We start from the raw sequence: 15,761 nt of genomic DNA on the forward strand, positions 1-15,761 counted from the left end.
CGGGCAAGCCGGTACTGACCGCTAATCAGGTCAGCTTCTGGGAGGGGCTGAGGCTGTGCGGCAAACTGACCCCGCAATCCGGCCTGGGTACCCTGTTCCGGGTAGACCCCTGGAACTAGGCCGCCTGTTTTCGCTGCTGCGTTACCACCAGGGCAACCCCGGTGATGGAGATAACACCCCCAATCATCGCAAGCACGCCCAACCTTTCATCAAAGAGCCAGTATGCTTCCAGCGCAGTGACAGGTGGCACCAGATAGAAAAGACTGGCCACCTGTGAGGCAGCACCGCGCCTGATAAGCCACATCAACAGCAGAATCGCCCCGATGGAAACACCGAACACCAGCCAGACCATCGACCAGATCAACGGCTGAGCCCACACCACCTCACGGGTTTCAAACGCAAAGGCACCAACGGCGAAAAACGTTGCCGCAGCACTGTACTGAATGAACGTACCTGCGACGAGATCCGACTGGGTGCCGTTACGTTTCTGGTACACCGTGCCCAAGGATATGCCGCCCAGGGACAGCGCAGCCCAAAGCAGAGTCCAAAGCGGGAAATCGGAAGCAGAAGCACCACCGCCGAACTTTTCCAGCAACACCAGTGTTACACCGACCAGGCCCAGTGCCAGGCCCAGCCATTGCCGGCTCGAGACACTTTCCTTCAGCACCAGAATGGCCACGGCCGACGTTACCAGCGGCTGCAGGCCGACAATAAGCGACACGATTCCCGACGGCATGCCCCCCTGAATCGCGTAGTAAACCCCGCCCAGATAACAGCCATGCACCAGCAGGCCGGTAACCGCCAGATGACCGGCACCACGCCAACCAGGCCAGCGGGTTTTCATTATCCAGGCGAGTACGCTGAGCAGTACCAGCGTAAACAGCATGCGTATCAGCAGGAGCGTAAACGGCTCAGCGAAGGGTAAACCATACTTGGCGCCAATGAAGCCCGTGCTCCACAGCCAAACAAAGAGCGCCGGCACAAAAAACGAATAGAAAATCGGGGGCATACGGTTAACCGAGAGGCAGACGAATGTGAGTCTGCCCACTGTAACCTGTGACTGACAAACAAAACAGATACAGTAAACGGAATTAACAACCAGTACAGATGTTCAGGGCGGGTCTGTATGGCCGGTGCAATTCCGAAACGCCGTCTAGATGCTGTCGTTCTTCTTGTCCGAGTCGTCCATCAGTTTGCGCTCGGTTTCATTCCACTGTTCTGATAAAGCGTCGTAGGCGTTGGAGAAGCCCTGCTTGGCACGTTCCCAGGCGGAGGATGAACTGGCCTGCAGCTCGTCATACCATTGCTGGACGCGTTGCCGCTGCTCCTGCAGTGACTCAAGGCTTTTCCTTGACCGTTCCCGGGCCGTGTCACTCATGTCGTCCCAGTTCTGATCCAGTTCCTGCTGTAGCGTGTCTATGCGCTTGTCGAGAGCTGAGAGCGTATTTTCAATGGCTGTTTCCGCCTCTGCTTTCTGGTCCGCACCGAACTCCTGCAACGCCTGGCCAAGCTCGCGGGTTTCTTTTTTCAGCGACTCAACCGAAGAATCCCCGGACGATTCCGCCTGCAGGGAACCGGACATGCCAAGTGCAAGAACGAAAGCCAGAGAATAACCGAGTTGTTTGAAGAGCATTGAAATTCTCCCGATATTATTTGGTAGACAGTAACAACTTTTGTCGTAAAACCGCACCTTAGCAAAGCTTAATCAACCGACAATAAAGGTAATTAGACCAACAAAACAATCGTTTGCAGCACAAATCATTCTCTTGCGAAGCGTTTTCGGACTTCCACTATTTGTGGCTTTCAGGCCCATGTGCCACTTTGAAGGTGACGTTACACAACAGGAGAAATACTATGCTCTATTGGGCTATTGTATGCCTGATCGTCGCGGTAATCGCCGGCGTACTTGGTTTTGGTGGTATCGCGGGGACAGCCGCAGGGTTTGCGAAAATTCTGTTCTTTATCTTTCTGGTTCTGCTGGTTATTTCACTGGTGGCCAACGCGCTTCGGGGCAAAGGACCGAAACCCTAGAAGTCTTCGCGTCCGGCGGCATGTTTTTAACGTGTCGCCGGCATCTGCAACATCACCGCCGATATGTCGTCGCAAACGTCTTCCTGACTCTTACCAACACAATTGACTGCCACGTCCGCAGCCCGCGAGTAAAGCTCAAAACGTTCCCAAAACAGCTGTTCCAGCGACTGATCCGGTCGTCGGGAGATGCCACGGGCGCTGTAATCCCCTATCCTCGCAATGACCACCTCCAGCGGAATATCAAGAAACACCACGAGACCATCAGCTTTCAGGTGGCTCATCGCAGGTTCGCTGTAGACGGCGCTGCCGCCCGTGGATATCACCTGACGCCGCACATCCAGCCTCAGCAATACCTGCTCCTCAATTCGCCTTAGTGCCTGATAGCCATCCCCGTCGACAATGTCCTGCAAGGTGCGACCTGCTTCCTCCTGAATCAGCAGGTCCGTATCGATAAACCCCAGGCCAAGCTGTTTTGCCAACAGCACCCCAACCGTACTTTTGCCGCTGCCGGGCATTCCGATGAGTACAAGGTTGCTGCGGGACGTATTCAAAGGCACAGAATCTCCAGGATGTCGCCAACAATGAGAATTGACCGGCTATATTGAGAAAAGTAACACTTTTCCGACAAACATTGCGGTTTCTTCAGGCAATTAACGCCGTATAATCCGCCTTACGGTTGTTATTTACGAATGCAGGCGGCGTTCTTGATCATGCACTCCAAGAGTCAACGATGATAAGCGGCAAAACCCTTCTCACTTCCTCGCTGGCATTTCTGCTACTGGCTTTCGTTGCGCCCGTATCGGCGGACAGTATCAAGCGTATTGTGCACCCCGACGGTACCGTGGAGTACACCAACGTCAAGGGCATTGGCGACAAGCGTGCGTCAACAAAGGATGAAGTGGTTTACCGCTACACTGACGACAATGGCGTGGTTGCCTACAGTGGTATCCAGCCCGCCAGCTCGAATTTCAGTGTCATCCGGTTCCACTGCTACGCCTGCGATCCGGATTCCAACGTGAATTGGCGCACCACACCGCTGTTCCTGTCGCCCTACCGGGATGAAATCAAGACGGCCGCCAGGGAGTTCAACGTTGACCCCGCTCTGGTTCGGGCTGTCATCCATGCGGAATCGGCGTTTAATGACAAAGCCCTGTCGCCCAAGGGAGCCCAGGGGCTGATGCAGTTAATGCCTGCCACCGCAGAGGAGCTGGGTGTTCGCAATGCCATGGTGGCCCCGGAGAATATTCGCGGTGGAGTCAATTACCTGGCCCGTATGCTCAAGCGCTTCGACGGTGACATCAAGCTGGCAACGGCCGCCTACAATGCCGGCCCGGGGGCCGTCGGGCGCCATGGCGGCATACCACCCTACGCGGAAACCCGCGCCTATGTGGAGCGGGTTGGAATCCTTCATCAGCGCTACGCCAGTAACTGACCGGCCTAACCGAACGCCAGCCAGGCGCCCACCAGCATCATCAGACTGCCCGCCACACGGTTAACCGTGCGAACACCACCGCCTTGCTTTAGAGCCTTGCGCAGAGTCTTTCCACCGTGGGCGTAGAGCTGTAGGCAGAGGAACTCCAGGGCCAGTATGATCAGGATGAGAACCGTGAGTTGTGGCGCCATTGGCAGTTTACTGTCGATAAACGGCGGCAATAGCGCAATGAAAAACGCCCAGCCCTTCGGGTTGGCAATAGCGGTCACAAACCCCTGGAGCGCCAATTGCACCCTTGAACTCTCCACCGGTTGCGAATCCTCCTCCGGCATGGCCATTTTGCCCCGGGACTGCCACATCTGGATGCCCAGCCAGGCAAGGTAGGCGCCGCCTACAACCTTGAATACGTCGAAGGCCGTCGGGTACTTCAACATGAAGGTTGCCACACCCACCGCCGCTGCAGTCGCCACTACGGCCACACCAACCAATTCTCCGGCCATCATCCACAACGCCCGCTTCACGCCAATGGTAATACCAAGGGACAGCGCCAGGGTCATACACATGCCCGGCGTAATGGACACCACAAAAAACGTCGGGATAAACGCGGACAGCAGGGCCAGGTTCAGTGACATCACAGACAGACTCTTACGTTGAGAGAAACCGAACTCTTAATTATACAGACCACGCAGATAATGCAACCCGGACAGCTGAGCCATCTGCCCACGAATCCAGGCCACCCTCTCCCATACATAGGAGGAGGGGCTGGCGGCACTGAGCACTTTCGGATTGGGAAGAACCGCAGCAAGCCGTGCTGCCTGGGTTTGCGACAGCCGGCTGGCGGGGATGCCGAAAAAGGCCCAACTGGCAGCCTCAACACCGTAGATCCCATGGCCGAATTCGGCGATATTCAGGTACACCTCCATGATCCGACGCTTCGGCCAGATAGCGTCGATACCGAGCGCCAGTCCGGCCTCCAACGACTTGCGCACGAAACTGCGTCCGTTCCACAGGAACAGGTTTTTTGCCGTCTGCTGGGTGATGGTGCTGGCGCCCCGCAAACCCTGGCCCGCACGGTATTCCGCAAGTGCCTTGCGAATGGCGCTGAAATCCACCCCCTGATGGTACGGAAAGCGTTGATCCTCACTGGCCACCACTGCCAACGGTACCCAGGGTGATATCTCGTCCAGGCTAACCCACTCCTGTCTGAGCTCGTGGCTGGAACCGGAAAACAGATGCCCCAGCATGAAGGTGGACGTCGGCGGATTCACGAACCGTAGCAGGACAATCAATGCGATTATCAGCAGCAAAAAGCCCACCAGTAACCAGGCAAGCGCGCGCAGGGATTTTTGGATCACGGATCGTTGAGCCACGGTGTTATCATCACCCAGGTTTGGGAATCACGGAGAAAGTCGGAAAGACTATAACATTGCCACTATGAAGCTTTCCCGAATTCTCAGTAATCAAAACGGTGTCAGCCGCAAGCAGGCCAACGCCCTGGTCGCGGCCGGAACGGTTACAGTGGACGGTTGTATCTGCAGGGAGACAGCCCGGGAAGTCGACCGTTTCAGCACTGTAGCCTGCAACGGCAGGGTTATCCAGCACGGGGACCGGGCCCACTACCTGATGCTGAACAAACCGGCCGGATACCTCAGTGCCACGGCGGACAAGATTCACAAAACCGTAATGGAGCTGATCGACCCGGAACTGCGAAAAGACCTTCACATTGCCGGCAGGCTTGACCGCGCCAGCACCGGTTTGTTGATACTGACCAATGACGGAACCTGGTCACGAAGGGTTACGGAGCCCAGGGTAAAGCTCCCCAAAGTCTATCGGGTCACCACGGTCGAACCGGTTTCAACCGATGCCATAGAGCGCTTCGCACAAGGAATCTGGTTCGAATACGAACAACTGACCACCTCTCCTGCGCGCCTGGAACCACTGTCTGCCAACGAATCCAGGGTAACGATCTACGAAGGCCGCTATCATCAGATCAAGCGTATGTTCCACGCAACGGGCAACCGTGTGAGTAGCCTGCACCGGGAACAAATGGGCGCGATAACACTGGACCCAACGCTGAAGCCCGGGGAATTCCGACCACTCACCACCCGCGAAATTATTCTGGAATAACAACGAAACAGGGGGCGGTTTCCCGCCCCCTGTGATCGCCTGTCTTCGATGGCGATCAGTTACATTGGCCGGCTTCGAAGACGCCGCTGTCGGTCTCCTTCACCCAGCTGTAGGTGCCGGATACCGCGCCCAGGTAATCGTTACCACCGGTGGTGTAGTACCCCCCTGAATAGTACGCCCGGCCAGCGGTATCATGGTTGAGATGGGTATCGTTCCAGTCCTGGCAGGTGATATCGCCGCCGGAGCCACCACCATCACCGCCTCCGCCGGTTCCGCTGCAAGCGCTGGGTTCGGACGTATACCAGAGCCCCGGATCGCCCTCATAGAGGGTGACATTGCTCCAGGTGTCGAAGGAGCCCCCGATGTCGATGTCGTCGCCACTGGCATAGGCCCTCAGGTTGGAGTTACCTCCAGCGTAGGCCCGGTTTGCCGAGATGTGGGCATTGGGCGACGCTGTCGCCTGCTCGCAGGTCTCGGTAGGTGCGTTGGGGTCATACACCTCGACCTGACGGCTTTTCGTCGTGGTATTGCTGTCGCTGTCAGTCGCACTGTAGTCGCAGGTGTAGGTTCCGACCGTTGACGTATCCACCGCACTGCAGTCAGCCGTTACCGTCAGTGAACCGTCCTCGGCATCCTGCCCGGTGGCACCCGGATCGGTAAACGTGGTGTTGATCGCCACGGTCATCGGGTTATCGCCGATTAGTGTGATGACCGGAAAACCCTCGGGCTCGGTTCCATCGCGGCTGTGGCGGTTAAAGAAATCCCAGATGATATCCGGATAGCTGGGCCCCACCCTCACGGACCATTTGCCATTATTACCATGCTCTCCGCCAACCCAGTAGTGACCATGATTGGTATCCTGGGTATTGGGGGTCGACAGGGGGCCGTCCAGGTAGACGGTTTCAACCACCGAACGCGCTCCGTTGGTGCCATCCTGGGTATAACGGATGTGCTCGCAGCTGTGGTTGTTCTGATAATAGGGTGAACAGGCGACTGACGAGGCGTAGGCCTGGCCCGTGGTCTGGAACCCGGACTCGCCAAACACCTGCAGGTGCGCATCCCGGGTGTTATCAGCCGCCTCTCTCAGCACGGTACAGTCGTTCTCGTTCTGCAACACCATAAGCGGGATCGGATACTGGTCGTCCACCTCCGACTGCATGTCGGAGGATACCCGCGATACGCTGTGAAACGTCGCACTACCGGGGCACTGTCCGGACAACGAGACAGACGCAGAATCCTCACCGTACGGCAGGCCCGAGGCAGGCGCGGCCGCCGCCCAGTATTCGTTATGGGCCACCGAGGCTACGGTTGCCATGGCACCGCCGGAAGACAGGCCGGTGATATAACGGCGATTGGCGTCAATGGTGTAATTGGATTCAACAGCCTGTGCAATCTGGTGCAGGTCCTCCACTTCGCCAGCGCCTTCATGGCGATGGTGATCAAACCAGAAGCCCCAACAGTTTTCATTACGCAGCCCGTCGTAGCTGGTAATGAAGGGGGCAACCAGAATGAATCCGTACTCATCGGCTGCGGCTTTCAGCCCCCAGTCATTGAGCACGTCGTTGTTGGTCTGTTTGCAACCATGCAATGCCATCACCATGGGTGCAGGCGATTGCACGTTCGAGGGCACGTACACCTTGTAGTTACGGGCCCTGGACTGATTGTAGGATTGTTGTGGCAGGGTATAGGAATCTGTCTGGCCCGCGACCGCGGGAAGAGCAGGAATCATCAGGGCGGCGGAGGCCAGCAATGCCGATAGCGTGCCACCGCGCACCTGACGTGCGATGAGTTGGAACATCTTGAGCTCCTTTTATTGGATTTATTGTTCGGCAGTGTTGCAACTGAAAGATACGTGCCAGGATTGCAGGTTGCTGATTTCCCTCATCCCAGGGATTGTTCCGAATAACGATATGCCCGGAACGCCGGACAGAGGTGTCCGAGCGCCCGGACGGCCAAGAGCCTGCACGGGCAGTCATCCGCTTAACTTTCAGGTACCCTGCCCTTATTCGCCCTTACACACAGGAGCCACCATGACCCCAATAGCCATCGACATTGTTTCCGATATTGCGTGCCCCTGGTGCGCCATTGGTTATGCCCGCCTGGAAAAGGCGATGGACGCCCTGAAAGACGACATGGACTTCACTGTTGCATGGCATGCCTTTGAGCTGAACCCGGACCCATCCGGTGACGGCGAACCCATCCTGCCCGCCCTGAGCCGCAAATACGGCCGTAGCGAGGACGAGATGAGAGCCAATCAGGCGCAGATGATGGATATTGCCAAGGGGCTGGGACTGAACTTCGAGAAGCTACAGGAACGTCACACTCGCAACACCTTTGACGCCCACAGGCTGGTGAAGTGGGCCGGTGAGCAGGGCAGGCAGACCGATATGAAAATGGCGTTTTTCGAGGCCTATTTCGGACGCGCCGAGAATATCTCCAATCCGGATACGCTGATCCACTGTGTGGAAACGATTGGCCTGGACGGCTCGCAAGCGCGCGAGGTACTGGCGTCTGACCAGTATGCAGAGGCTGTTCGGGAGGAAGAGGCACAGTATCAGCAGGCAGGTGTGTCGGCAGTTCCTGCTTACATCATTAACCAGAAGTACCTGATATCCGGTGCGCAGGAGCCAGACACCCTGATCAACGCATTCCGGGAGATCGCTGATTCTGCCTGACCAAAACCCTTGCAACGCCCTTCCCTGGGCGTTGCAAGGTGACAGGTCGTTACTCGGATGCTGCAATCAGGCTGGCGTTGCCACCCGCCGCCGTGGTGTCCACACACAGGTGGCGCTCAATCACAAACCTCTGGTCTAGCCTGTGTTCGGTGATCAGCGGTAGCAGCGCACCTTCCCGCTTCGCCAGGGCCTGACGGTACTCCTTCAGCAAGGACGGCTCAGCGCAGCTTACGGCTGCCTGGAAACCACGCGCCTGGGACAATGCCTCTGGCTCCAACAGGCCCTCAATACCCACGATCGGCAAACCGGCCTTGGCAGCACGGTCAACCGTATCCTGGGTGCCCGGCGCAACCACAACCACCTTGTTGCCCTGGGACAGAGCCATTGCAGCCTGCTCCAACGCGGTTTCCTTGTCCGGACCAAGACAGAGCACCACACCCCGGGCATGATTGCTCAGGCGGTTCAGCTCACCCGTTGGCCCCGGCAATTCCTCGGCATGGGCGTCCAGCGGTGCTGGCACATCACCGAAAACAGGCTTCATGGCTTCAATTCTGGGCTCCGGCGCAGGCGCTTTCACATCCACTACCTTGCCAATCAGCCCTTCAAGCTTCTTGATATCCACCGCTTTGGCACTGACATCCGCCGGGCGTTCAACCGTTTCGCCTTTCAGGAAACGACGCACGTACTGCGGGCCGCCGGCCTTGGGGCCGGTACCGGAAAGACCTTCACCACCGAACGGCTGAGAGCCGACAATGGCACCGATCTGATTGCGGTTAACATAGGTGTTGCCCACCTTGATACGGCTGGCGATGCGTTCGACGCGGCGGTCAACCCGGCTGTGAACACCGAAGGTCAGTCCATAGCCCTTGGCGTTAACGCTATCGACGACTTTGTCCAGGTCCTTGGCCGCGAATGTGGCCACATGCAGCACCGGGCCGAAGATTTCCTCTTCCAGCTCTTCAATGCCGCTGACACTGATCACCGCAGGTGACACGAAGTTGCCTTTCTCCGGCACCGTCATTTTCTTCATCAGCCGGCCCTTGGCTTCATATTTGTCACAGTGGTCGACAATCTTTTTTCTGGCCGTCTCATCGATGACCGGGCCAACATCGGTGGACAGTAACCAGGGATCACCAATGCCCAATTCATCCATCGCGCCATACAGCATTTCCAGCAGGTGGTCGGCAATGTCTTTTTGCACATACAGCATGCGCAGTGCAGAACAGCGCTGGCCCGCGCTCTGGAAAGATGACGCCAGAACATCCCGCACCACCTGTTCCGGCAGCGCCGTGGAGTCCACGATCATGGCGTTCAGACCACCGGTTTCCGCCACCAGGGTGGCATCGGGGGCCATGTTCTCGCTCATCTTCTTGTCGATGCGCTGGGCCGTCGCAGTCGAGCCGGTGAAGCAAACGCCGGCGACCCGCGAATCGGATGTCAACGCCCCGCCAACCGTCGCACCGGTGCCCGGCAGCAACTGGATCACATCTTCCGGAATACCGGCCTGGTGCATCAGCTCCACGGCCCTTACCGCCAATAGCGAGGTCTGCTCGGCCGGCTTGGCCAACACAGCATTGCCTGCTACCAGGTTGGCAAGAATCTGGCCGGTAAAGATCGCCAGCGGGAAGTTCCAGGGCGAAATACACACCACGACTCCGCGCGACTCACCGCTGTCCTTGTAGCGAATACCTTCGTTGGCATAGAACTGGGCGAAGTCCACCGCCTCCCGAATCTCAGCGACGCCATCCAGCAGCGACTTACCGGCTTCGCGGGTGGCCAGCGCAAACAGCTCGTAGGCATTTTCCTCATACAGGTCAGCGACCTTGCGAAGACACTCGGCCCGCTCTTCGGCGGACCGGGCCGACCAGGCCTTGAAGCCTTCCTGAGCTGCGGTGATTGCTGTGTTCACGTCCTCCTCGGACGCCTGCGTCACATGGCCAACCGTGTCTTCCGCGTCGGCGGGGTTACGGACCATTTGCACTTCCGCACCGGATACTTCGCCAGCGATGATCGGACCGCCTTTCCAGCGATGGTCACGATAGGCGTCCCGGCCTTCGTTGATTTCCGCAACCGTCACCGGATCGGTGATGTCCCAACCCTTGGAGTTTCTGCGCTGTTCGCCGAAGAGCTTGAAGGGGTGGACGATCGCCTTGCTTGAGATATTACTGCCCATCTCTTTAACGGAGTCTATCGGGTCTTTGGCGATTTCTTCCGGCGTAATGCTCTTGTCCACGATCTGGTTCACGAAGGAACTGTTGGCGCCATTTTCCAGCAGGCGACGTACCAGATACGCCAACAGGTCTTTATGGGGGCCAACCGGGGCATAAATCCGGCAAGGCACACCACTGGTTTTCAACACTTCGTTGTGGAGTGATTCACCCATACCGTGCAGGCGCTGAAACTCATAGTTATCCACGCCTTTGGATTTGGCCAACTCGAGCACCGCCGATACCGAGTGGGCATTGTGGGTGGCGAACTGCGGATAGATCCGGTCGGTCATGTTCAGCAGCTTGGTTGCGCAGGAGAGGAACGAAACGTCACTGCAGGCCTTGCGGGTGAATACCGGGAAACCGCTCAGGCCCATTACCTGGGCGCGTTTGATCTCGGCGTCCCAGTACGCGCCTTTTACCAGGCGCACCATAAAGCGACGGTCGTACTTCTCAGCCAGCCCGTACAGCCAGTCCAGCGCGAAGGCTGAACGCTTGCCGTAAGCCTGAACCACAACACCAAAACCGTCCCAACCGGCCAGTTCCGGGTCCGCGACCAGGGCTTCAATGACGTCAAGGGACAGATCAAGCCGATCCTGTTCCTCGGCATCAATATTGAACCCCATATTGGCCGCTGCGGCCTTCTTTACCAGCTCTTTGGCGCGGGGTAGCAGTTCGCTCATCACCCGCTCTTTATTGCCATATTCGTATCGGGCCAGTAGTGCGGACAGTTTGACGGAGATACCCGGATTCTTGCGCACATCGCCTTTGCAGGCCTTGGCAATACTATCAATGGCATTGGAGTAGGAGTCGAAATAGCGCTTGGCGTCCTCATCGGTGCGGGCAGCCTCACCCAGCATGTCATAGGAATAGGTATACCCCTTTTCCATGTATTCTTTGGCTTCGTCCTGGGCTTCGTCGATATCACGGCCCAACACGAACTGACGGCCCATTTCCTTCATGGCCTGACCGGCAACCGTGCGAATGACCGGCTCGCCGAAACGCTTCAGCAGCTTACGCAACGTGTCACCCACGCTGTGTCGCTCAGAGTCTTTCAATAGATTGCTGGTCATCAACAGCGCCACGGTCGCCGTGTTGATCAGTGCTGAGGACGCCTTGCCTACGTGAGTACCCCAGGCGCCAGAAGTGACCTTGTCTTCGATCAGCTCGTGAATGGTCATATTGTCCGGCACACGCAGCAACGCCTCAGCCAGACACATCAGTGCAACGCCTTCCTTGGTCGTGAGGCCGTACTCCGCCAGGAATTTTTCCATAATGGTGGACTTGGCATTCTTGCGGACGCTGCGTACCAGATCGGCGGCGCGCTCCGAGATTCCATCGCGCTCTGCCCGGGTCAACTGGGCGCCAGCAATCATCTCACTAATCACCTTGTGTTCGTCCGCGAGGTAATAATTGCGGATGGCCTGCCGGCTATCGACCAGTGTGGGAGTCTCTGATTGCTGCGGTCTCATGGTTGAACCCTCTCAGTTGTTTATCTTTCCCGCATTCTACCGGGAACGACAAAGACTATTTGACTGTAAAAACCATACAAGCGCGACGTTCAGGCTTTTTTGGTTAATTAAAATTTACATTTTTCCTGTGAAATGATTAATTTTCAGACGAAAACACCCTGACAGATGACTAAGCTGCCTTTGCAGCCAGCTCCCGAAGCACGCCGTGGGCCACCGAGAACACGGCACAATCCACGTCACTCGCGGCCTGCATATCAGCCAGCATCTTTTGCCAACGGCTCAACAGAGCCTGCTTGTCTTCACGCCAACGTTCAAGCGACTGCTCAGGAGACATCGATCCGCCCCCTTCGGACGCGAAGGACAGTACACTCGCGGTCAGATTCCGCAACTGGTGGTCCAGTTCGTCCCTGTAATGAAGCGTCGCCAGTACCTGCCAGTGCCCTCGGGCCTTGAAGGCACGCATCTGACGGTCCAGCCAGGTCAGTTTGAGACCTTCACCCAAGCTGAAGTACACCCAGGCCACCGACTCGAGATCCCGATCCAACTGACGGCCGATTTCGATGATATCCATCAGCCAATAGCGGCTTTCTGCAGAGGCAGCATAGGCTGCCAGTTTCTCCGGAACACGGTGTTCACAGTATTTATCATAGCGTTCCTGCCACCGACTTGCAGGAATTACCGCCTTCAGACTCTCTGTCGATGCCAGCACTTCCGCCAGTGGCTGCTGATAGTGGGCAATGCAGGCTTTCGGGTCCAGGTCAGCCCGGCGATTGTGCAGCAACCAGCTGGTACTGCGGGTAACCAGTCGAATCACATCGCTGAACAACTCCGCCTGTACGCCGGCACTGATTTTCCCGTCAAGCGCTTCAATCGCTTTCCACTGGGTCTCTACGTCATGGATCTGGAGGGAGATCAGGTAGCCGGCGGCAATCCGGCCACAGTCGGCACCGGTGGCATTACGCAGCTTGTCCGCCCAACTGATGCCCATGCGATTCACCATATCGTTGGCAATCTGCGTTGCTGCGATTTCCCCGCGCAGGGGATGGGCATCGATCGCGTCTGGAAAACGTTTGAGCAACGAGCCGGGAAAAGCGGAATACAGGGCCTTGGCGAAACGATCGTCGTGAACAATAGGAGCAGCCTGCAACGCCTGCTTCAGTTCAATCTTGGCGTAGGAAATCAACACCGAAAGCTCAGGGCGAGTCAGCCCCGAAGCACGCTCTCGCCGCGAGCGGAGTTCCTCGTCGTCGGGCAGAAATTCGAGGGACCGATCAAGTTTCCCCTCTGCCTCCAACCGCCGCATCAGGCGTTCGTACTCGTCCGTAGTGGCAACCGCCCCCGTGGCGGCCAGGCTCAGAGCCATGGCCTGACGGAAATTGTTCCGCAGCACCAGCTCCGACACTTCCGGAGTCATTGCCCGGAGCATCTGGTTACGCTGCCTCAGCGTCATCTTCCCGCTTCGCACCCGCTCGTTGAGCAGAATCTTGATGTTTACTTCATGGTCCGAACAGTCCACCCCACCGGCATTATCAATAAAGTCGGTATTGGCGGCACCACCGGTTCTGGCAAAACCGATGCGAGCAAGCTGGGTGAAACCGAGGTTTCCGCCCTCACCAAGGACCCCGCATTGTAGCTGGTGGCTGTCTATCCTTACGGCATCGTTGGACTTGTCGCCGACGTCGTCATGGGTCTCGCCAGCCGCTTTCACGTAGGTGCCGATACCACCATTCCAGAGCATGTCCACCGGGGCCTGCAACAGCACACTGATCAACTCATTGGGCGGCAGGCGGGTTTCACGGATGCCGAGGCGTGCCTGCATCTGCGGCGACACGGGAATCCATTTGGCAGCCCGCGAGAACACACCACCACCCTCGCTGATCAGTTCTGCACTGTAGTCCTCCCAACTCGATCCCGGTGTTTCAAACAGGCGCTTGCGTTCGGCGAACGACGCCGCTGCATCCGGCTCCGGATCCACAAAAATGTGCAGGTGATTGAAGGCTGCCACAAGGCGAATGCGATCCGACAGCAGCATACCGTTGCCAAACACGTCCCCGCCCATGTCGCCAATACCCACAACGGTGAATTCGTCGGCCTGGGTGTCGATGCCTTTCTCAAGGAAATGACGTTTGACCGACTCCCAGGCGCCCTTCGCGGTAATACCCATTTTCTTATGGTCGTACCCCTCACTGCCGCCGGAGGCAAAAGCGTCACCAAGCCAGAAGCCGTATTCCCCGGAAAGCCGGTTCGCAATGTCAGAGAAGGTCGCCGTGCCTTTGTCGGCGGCCACCACCAGGTAGGTGTCATCGGCGTCGTGACGGACCACGTCAACCGGTGGCACTACGCTGCCTTCATTCAGGTTGTCGGTCAGGTCCAGCAGACCGCGGATGAATGTCTGGTAGCAGGCAATACCCTCTTCTTTCAGCGCCTCGCGTGAGCCGCCTTCCGGAGGCTGCTTGACGACAAAGCCCCCTTTGGCACCCACGGGTACGATGACCGAATTCTTGACCTGCTGGGCCTTCACCAGCCCGAGTATCTCTGTGCGGTAGTCTTCGCTACGGTCGGACCAGCGCAAACCACCACGGGCCACGGCGCCTCCCCTGAGGTGAACCCCTTCCACCCGAGGGGAACACACGAATACCTCGAAACGCGGGCATGGCTTGGGAATATCCGGGATGCTGGAAGGATCGAGTTTAAGCGAGATATAGCCTTTGAACTCGCCGGTGTCCTGGCGTTGGAAATAGTTGGTTCTGAGGGTGGCCTTGATCAGTACATAAAACCGCCGGAGGATACGGTCGTCGTCAAGGCTAGTTACGGCTTCGAGAGCCCCAAGAATCCGGTTCTCGATGTGCTCGGATTCTGTTTCCCGATTGCCCAAAACAGGATCGAAACGAGCGCTGAAGAGGGCGACCAGCAACGCCGTGATATCCAGGTGCCGGGCCAGGGTGTCGGCAATAAAGGGCTGGCTAAATCCGAAGCGCAACTGCTTGATGTAGCGGGAGTAGGCTCGCAGCAGGCTGACTTCACGCCAATTCAGACCCGCCGCCATCATCAACTGGTTGAAGTCGTCGTTTTCAGCGAAACCATTCCAGATTTCCCGGAACCCTTCCTGAAGTCGCGGTTTGGCCGCTTCGACATCTGCGCCACGGCAGCGGGAATGACATTCCACGGTAAAATCACTGACACCGAACTGCTCGCCGTCACGCCGCCGAATACGATACGGGTGCTCCCCCAACACTCGCATGCCAAGATTCTCAAGGATCGGAATCACATCTGACAGAATCACCGGCTTGCCCTGACTGTAGAGCTTGAAGTTCAGTTCCTGCTCTCCCTGCTCCGATGATGTGTAGAACCTCATGGGCACATCAGAACTGAGGGCAATGGACTGGATTTGCTGGATATCGCCAGCGGCCTCCGCGACGGAGAATCTCGATCGGTAACTCGAAGGGAACCCGCCGCTGAACATCCCCGCCCAACGCTTTCCTTCCGCTTTACCCAACACCTCGGTCAAACGGCGGTGCAACGCGTCGTCCCAGGACTGGGACTCCTCCAGCATCGTCGCCACAACATCACGCAGATGGCCGGAATCGTCCGGGTCGTAGTCCTCACCCTCCAACGCCTCGGAGAGCTGTTCCAGGAGGGTTTGCTTTTGAGGGGAATCGGAATGGGTCATCGGAGATCTCCGGGGATATCAACTGGGGCATGTATGACGGAACATCCCCAGTATAGACAACTCACGAAAGACTCTTTGCCCATAAAGTTTTAAAATGCAGGCAATTTGATTATATTCTTGGCTTTGTATAGCCGTATATCCATATCG

At 57.3% G+C, this 15,761-nt stretch carries 12 protein-coding genes and 1 pseudogene; 5 read left to right on the forward strand and 8 right to left on the reverse strand.

What is annotated here, in order from left to right; all coding sequences use genetic code 11:
* A pseudogene (locus tag B3M52_RS20000) lies at positions 1-119 on the forward strand (maleate cis-trans isomerase); the annotation flags it as partial.
* Here the strand turns inward: B3M52_RS20000 and B3M52_RS02870 are convergent.
* Both B3M52_RS02870 and B3M52_RS02875 read right to left on the reverse strand, forming a co-directional pair.
* Positions 116-1,009 (reverse strand): DMT family transporter, encoded by an 894-nt coding sequence (locus B3M52_RS02870; RefSeq protein ID WP_075197011.1) that lies wholly within the window; start codon positions 1,007-1,009, stop codon positions 116-118. The pseudogene B3M52_RS20000 and the gene B3M52_RS02870 sit on opposite strands and share 4 nt — an antisense overlap.
* 144 nt (positions 1,010-1,153) lie before the next feature.
* Complete coding sequence (locus B3M52_RS02875) at positions 1,154-1,633, reverse strand: hypothetical protein (protein ID WP_051947025.1); 480 nt, start codon at positions 1,631-1,633, stop codon at positions 1,154-1,156.
* 221 nt (positions 1,634-1,854) lie between these two features.
* Between B3M52_RS02875 and B3M52_RS02880 the strand changes: the two genes are divergently transcribed.
* Positions 1,855-2,031 (forward strand): DUF1328 domain-containing protein, encoded by a 177-nt coding sequence (locus tag B3M52_RS02880; protein WP_007152648.1) that lies wholly within the window; start codon positions 1,855-1,857, stop codon positions 2,029-2,031.
* Positions 2,032-2,057: 26 nt separating this feature from the next.
* Here B3M52_RS02880 and B3M52_RS02885 read toward each other — a convergent pair whose 3' ends face one another.
* Positions 2,058-2,582 (reverse strand): shikimate kinase, encoded by a 525-nt coding sequence (locus tag B3M52_RS02885; protein WP_036210277.1) that lies wholly within the window; start codon positions 2,580-2,582, stop codon positions 2,058-2,060.
* Positions 2,583-2,761: 179 nt separating this feature from the next.
* On the opposite strand from B3M52_RS02885, the gene B3M52_RS02890 reads away from it, so the two are divergent.
* Positions 2,762-3,463 (forward strand): lytic transglycosylase domain-containing protein, encoded by a 702-nt coding sequence (locus tag B3M52_RS02890; RefSeq protein WP_286748692.1) that lies wholly within the window; start codon positions 2,762-2,764, stop codon positions 3,461-3,463.
* Positions 3,464-3,468: 5 nt separating this feature from the next.
* On the opposite strand, the gene B3M52_RS02895 is transcribed toward B3M52_RS02890, so the two are convergent.
* Both B3M52_RS02895 and mtgA read right to left on the reverse strand, forming a co-directional pair.
* On the reverse strand, positions 3,469-4,095 hold the full coding sequence (locus tag B3M52_RS02895) for a LysE family translocator (protein WP_036209386.1): 627 nt from the start codon (positions 4,093-4,095) through the stop codon (positions 3,469-3,471).
* A 36-nt stretch (positions 4,096-4,131) separates the two neighbouring features.
* Complete coding sequence (gene mtgA, locus B3M52_RS02900; RefSeq protein ID WP_036209384.1) at positions 4,132-4,833, reverse strand: monofunctional biosynthetic peptidoglycan transglycosylase; 702 nt, start codon at positions 4,831-4,833, stop codon at positions 4,132-4,134.
* A 64-nt stretch (positions 4,834-4,897) separates the two neighbouring features.
* Here mtgA and B3M52_RS02905 point away from each other — a divergent pair, with 64 nt between their 5' ends.
* Positions 4,898-5,590, forward strand: a complete 693-nt coding sequence (locus tag B3M52_RS02905) for a pseudouridine synthase (protein ID WP_036209383.1) — start codon at positions 4,898-4,900, stop codon at positions 5,588-5,590.
* 55 nt (positions 5,591-5,645) lie between these two features.
* Here B3M52_RS02905 and B3M52_RS02910 read toward each other — a convergent pair whose 3' ends face one another.
* A complete protein-coding gene (locus B3M52_RS02910) occupies positions 5,646-7,388 on the reverse strand; it encodes a PHB depolymerase family esterase (protein WP_286748694.1) in 1,743 nt (580 codons plus the stop codon).
* A 232-nt stretch (positions 7,389-7,620) separates the two neighbouring features.
* On the opposite strand from B3M52_RS02910, the gene B3M52_RS02915 reads away from it, so the two are divergent.
* Positions 7,621-8,265, forward strand: a complete 645-nt coding sequence (locus B3M52_RS02915; RefSeq protein WP_085679603.1) for a DsbA family oxidoreductase — start codon at positions 7,621-7,623, stop codon at positions 8,263-8,265.
* 49 nt (positions 8,266-8,314) lie between these two features.
* Here B3M52_RS02915 and putA read toward each other — a convergent pair whose 3' ends face one another.
* The gene (gene putA / locus B3M52_RS02920) at positions 8,315-11,944 is read right to left on the reverse strand and encodes a bifunctional proline dehydrogenase/L-glutamate gamma-semialdehyde dehydrogenase PutA (RefSeq protein WP_085679600.1); all 3,630 of its coding nucleotides are present in this window, start codon (positions 11,942-11,944) and stop codon (positions 8,315-8,317) included.
* A gap of 169 nt (positions 11,945-12,113) precedes the next feature.
* Positions 12,114-15,614, reverse strand: coding sequence for an NAD-glutamate dehydrogenase (locus tag B3M52_RS02925; RefSeq protein WP_127401753.1), 3,501 nt, complete (start codon positions 15,612-15,614; stop codon positions 12,114-12,116).
* Between the last annotated feature and the right edge of the window lie 147 nt (positions 15,615-15,761).

Origin of the sequence: Marinobacter sp. UBA2688, assembly GCF_002352785.1 — a bacterium.
Lineage (GTDB): Bacteria > Pseudomonadota > Gammaproteobacteria > Pseudomonadales > Oleiphilaceae > Marinobacter > Marinobacter salarius.

Excerpts from the sequence above, each read along its gene's own strand:
- B3M52_RS02870 (WP_075197011.1), bottom strand. The coding sequence starts at position 1,009 with ATGCCCCCGATTTTCTATTCGTTTTTTGTGCCGGCGCTCTTTGTTTGG.
- B3M52_RS02875 (WP_051947025.1), bottom strand. The coding sequence starts at position 1,633 with ATGCTCTTCAAACAACTCGGTTATTCTCTGGCTTTCGTTCTTGCACTT.
- B3M52_RS02880 (WP_007152648.1), top strand. The coding sequence starts at position 1,855 with ATGCTCTATTGGGCTATTGTATGCCTGATCGTCGCGGTAATCGCCGGC.
- B3M52_RS02890 (WP_286748692.1), top strand. The coding sequence starts at position 2,762 with ATGATAAGCGGCAAAACCCTTCTCACTTCCTCGCTGGCATTTCTGCTA.
- B3M52_RS02895 (WP_036209386.1), bottom strand. The coding sequence starts at position 4,095 with ATGTCACTGAACCTGGCCCTGCTGTCCGCGTTTATCCCGACGTTTTTT.
- B3M52_RS02905 (WP_036209383.1), top strand. The coding sequence starts at position 4,898 with ATGAAGCTTTCCCGAATTCTCAGTAATCAAAACGGTGTCAGCCGCAAG.
- B3M52_RS02910 (WP_286748694.1), bottom strand. The coding sequence starts at position 7,388 with ATGTTCCAACTCATCGCACGTCAGGTGCGCGGTGGCACGCTATCGGCA.
- B3M52_RS02915 (WP_085679603.1), top strand. The coding sequence starts at position 7,621 with ATGACCCCAATAGCCATCGACATTGTTTCCGATATTGCGTGCCCCTGG.
- putA (WP_085679600.1), bottom strand. The coding sequence starts at position 11,944 with ATGAGACCGCAGCAATCAGAGACTCCCACACTGGTCGATAGCCGGCAG.
- B3M52_RS02925 (WP_127401753.1), bottom strand. The coding sequence starts at position 15,614 with ATGACCCATTCCGATTCCCCTCAAAAGCAAACCCTCCTGGAACAGCTC.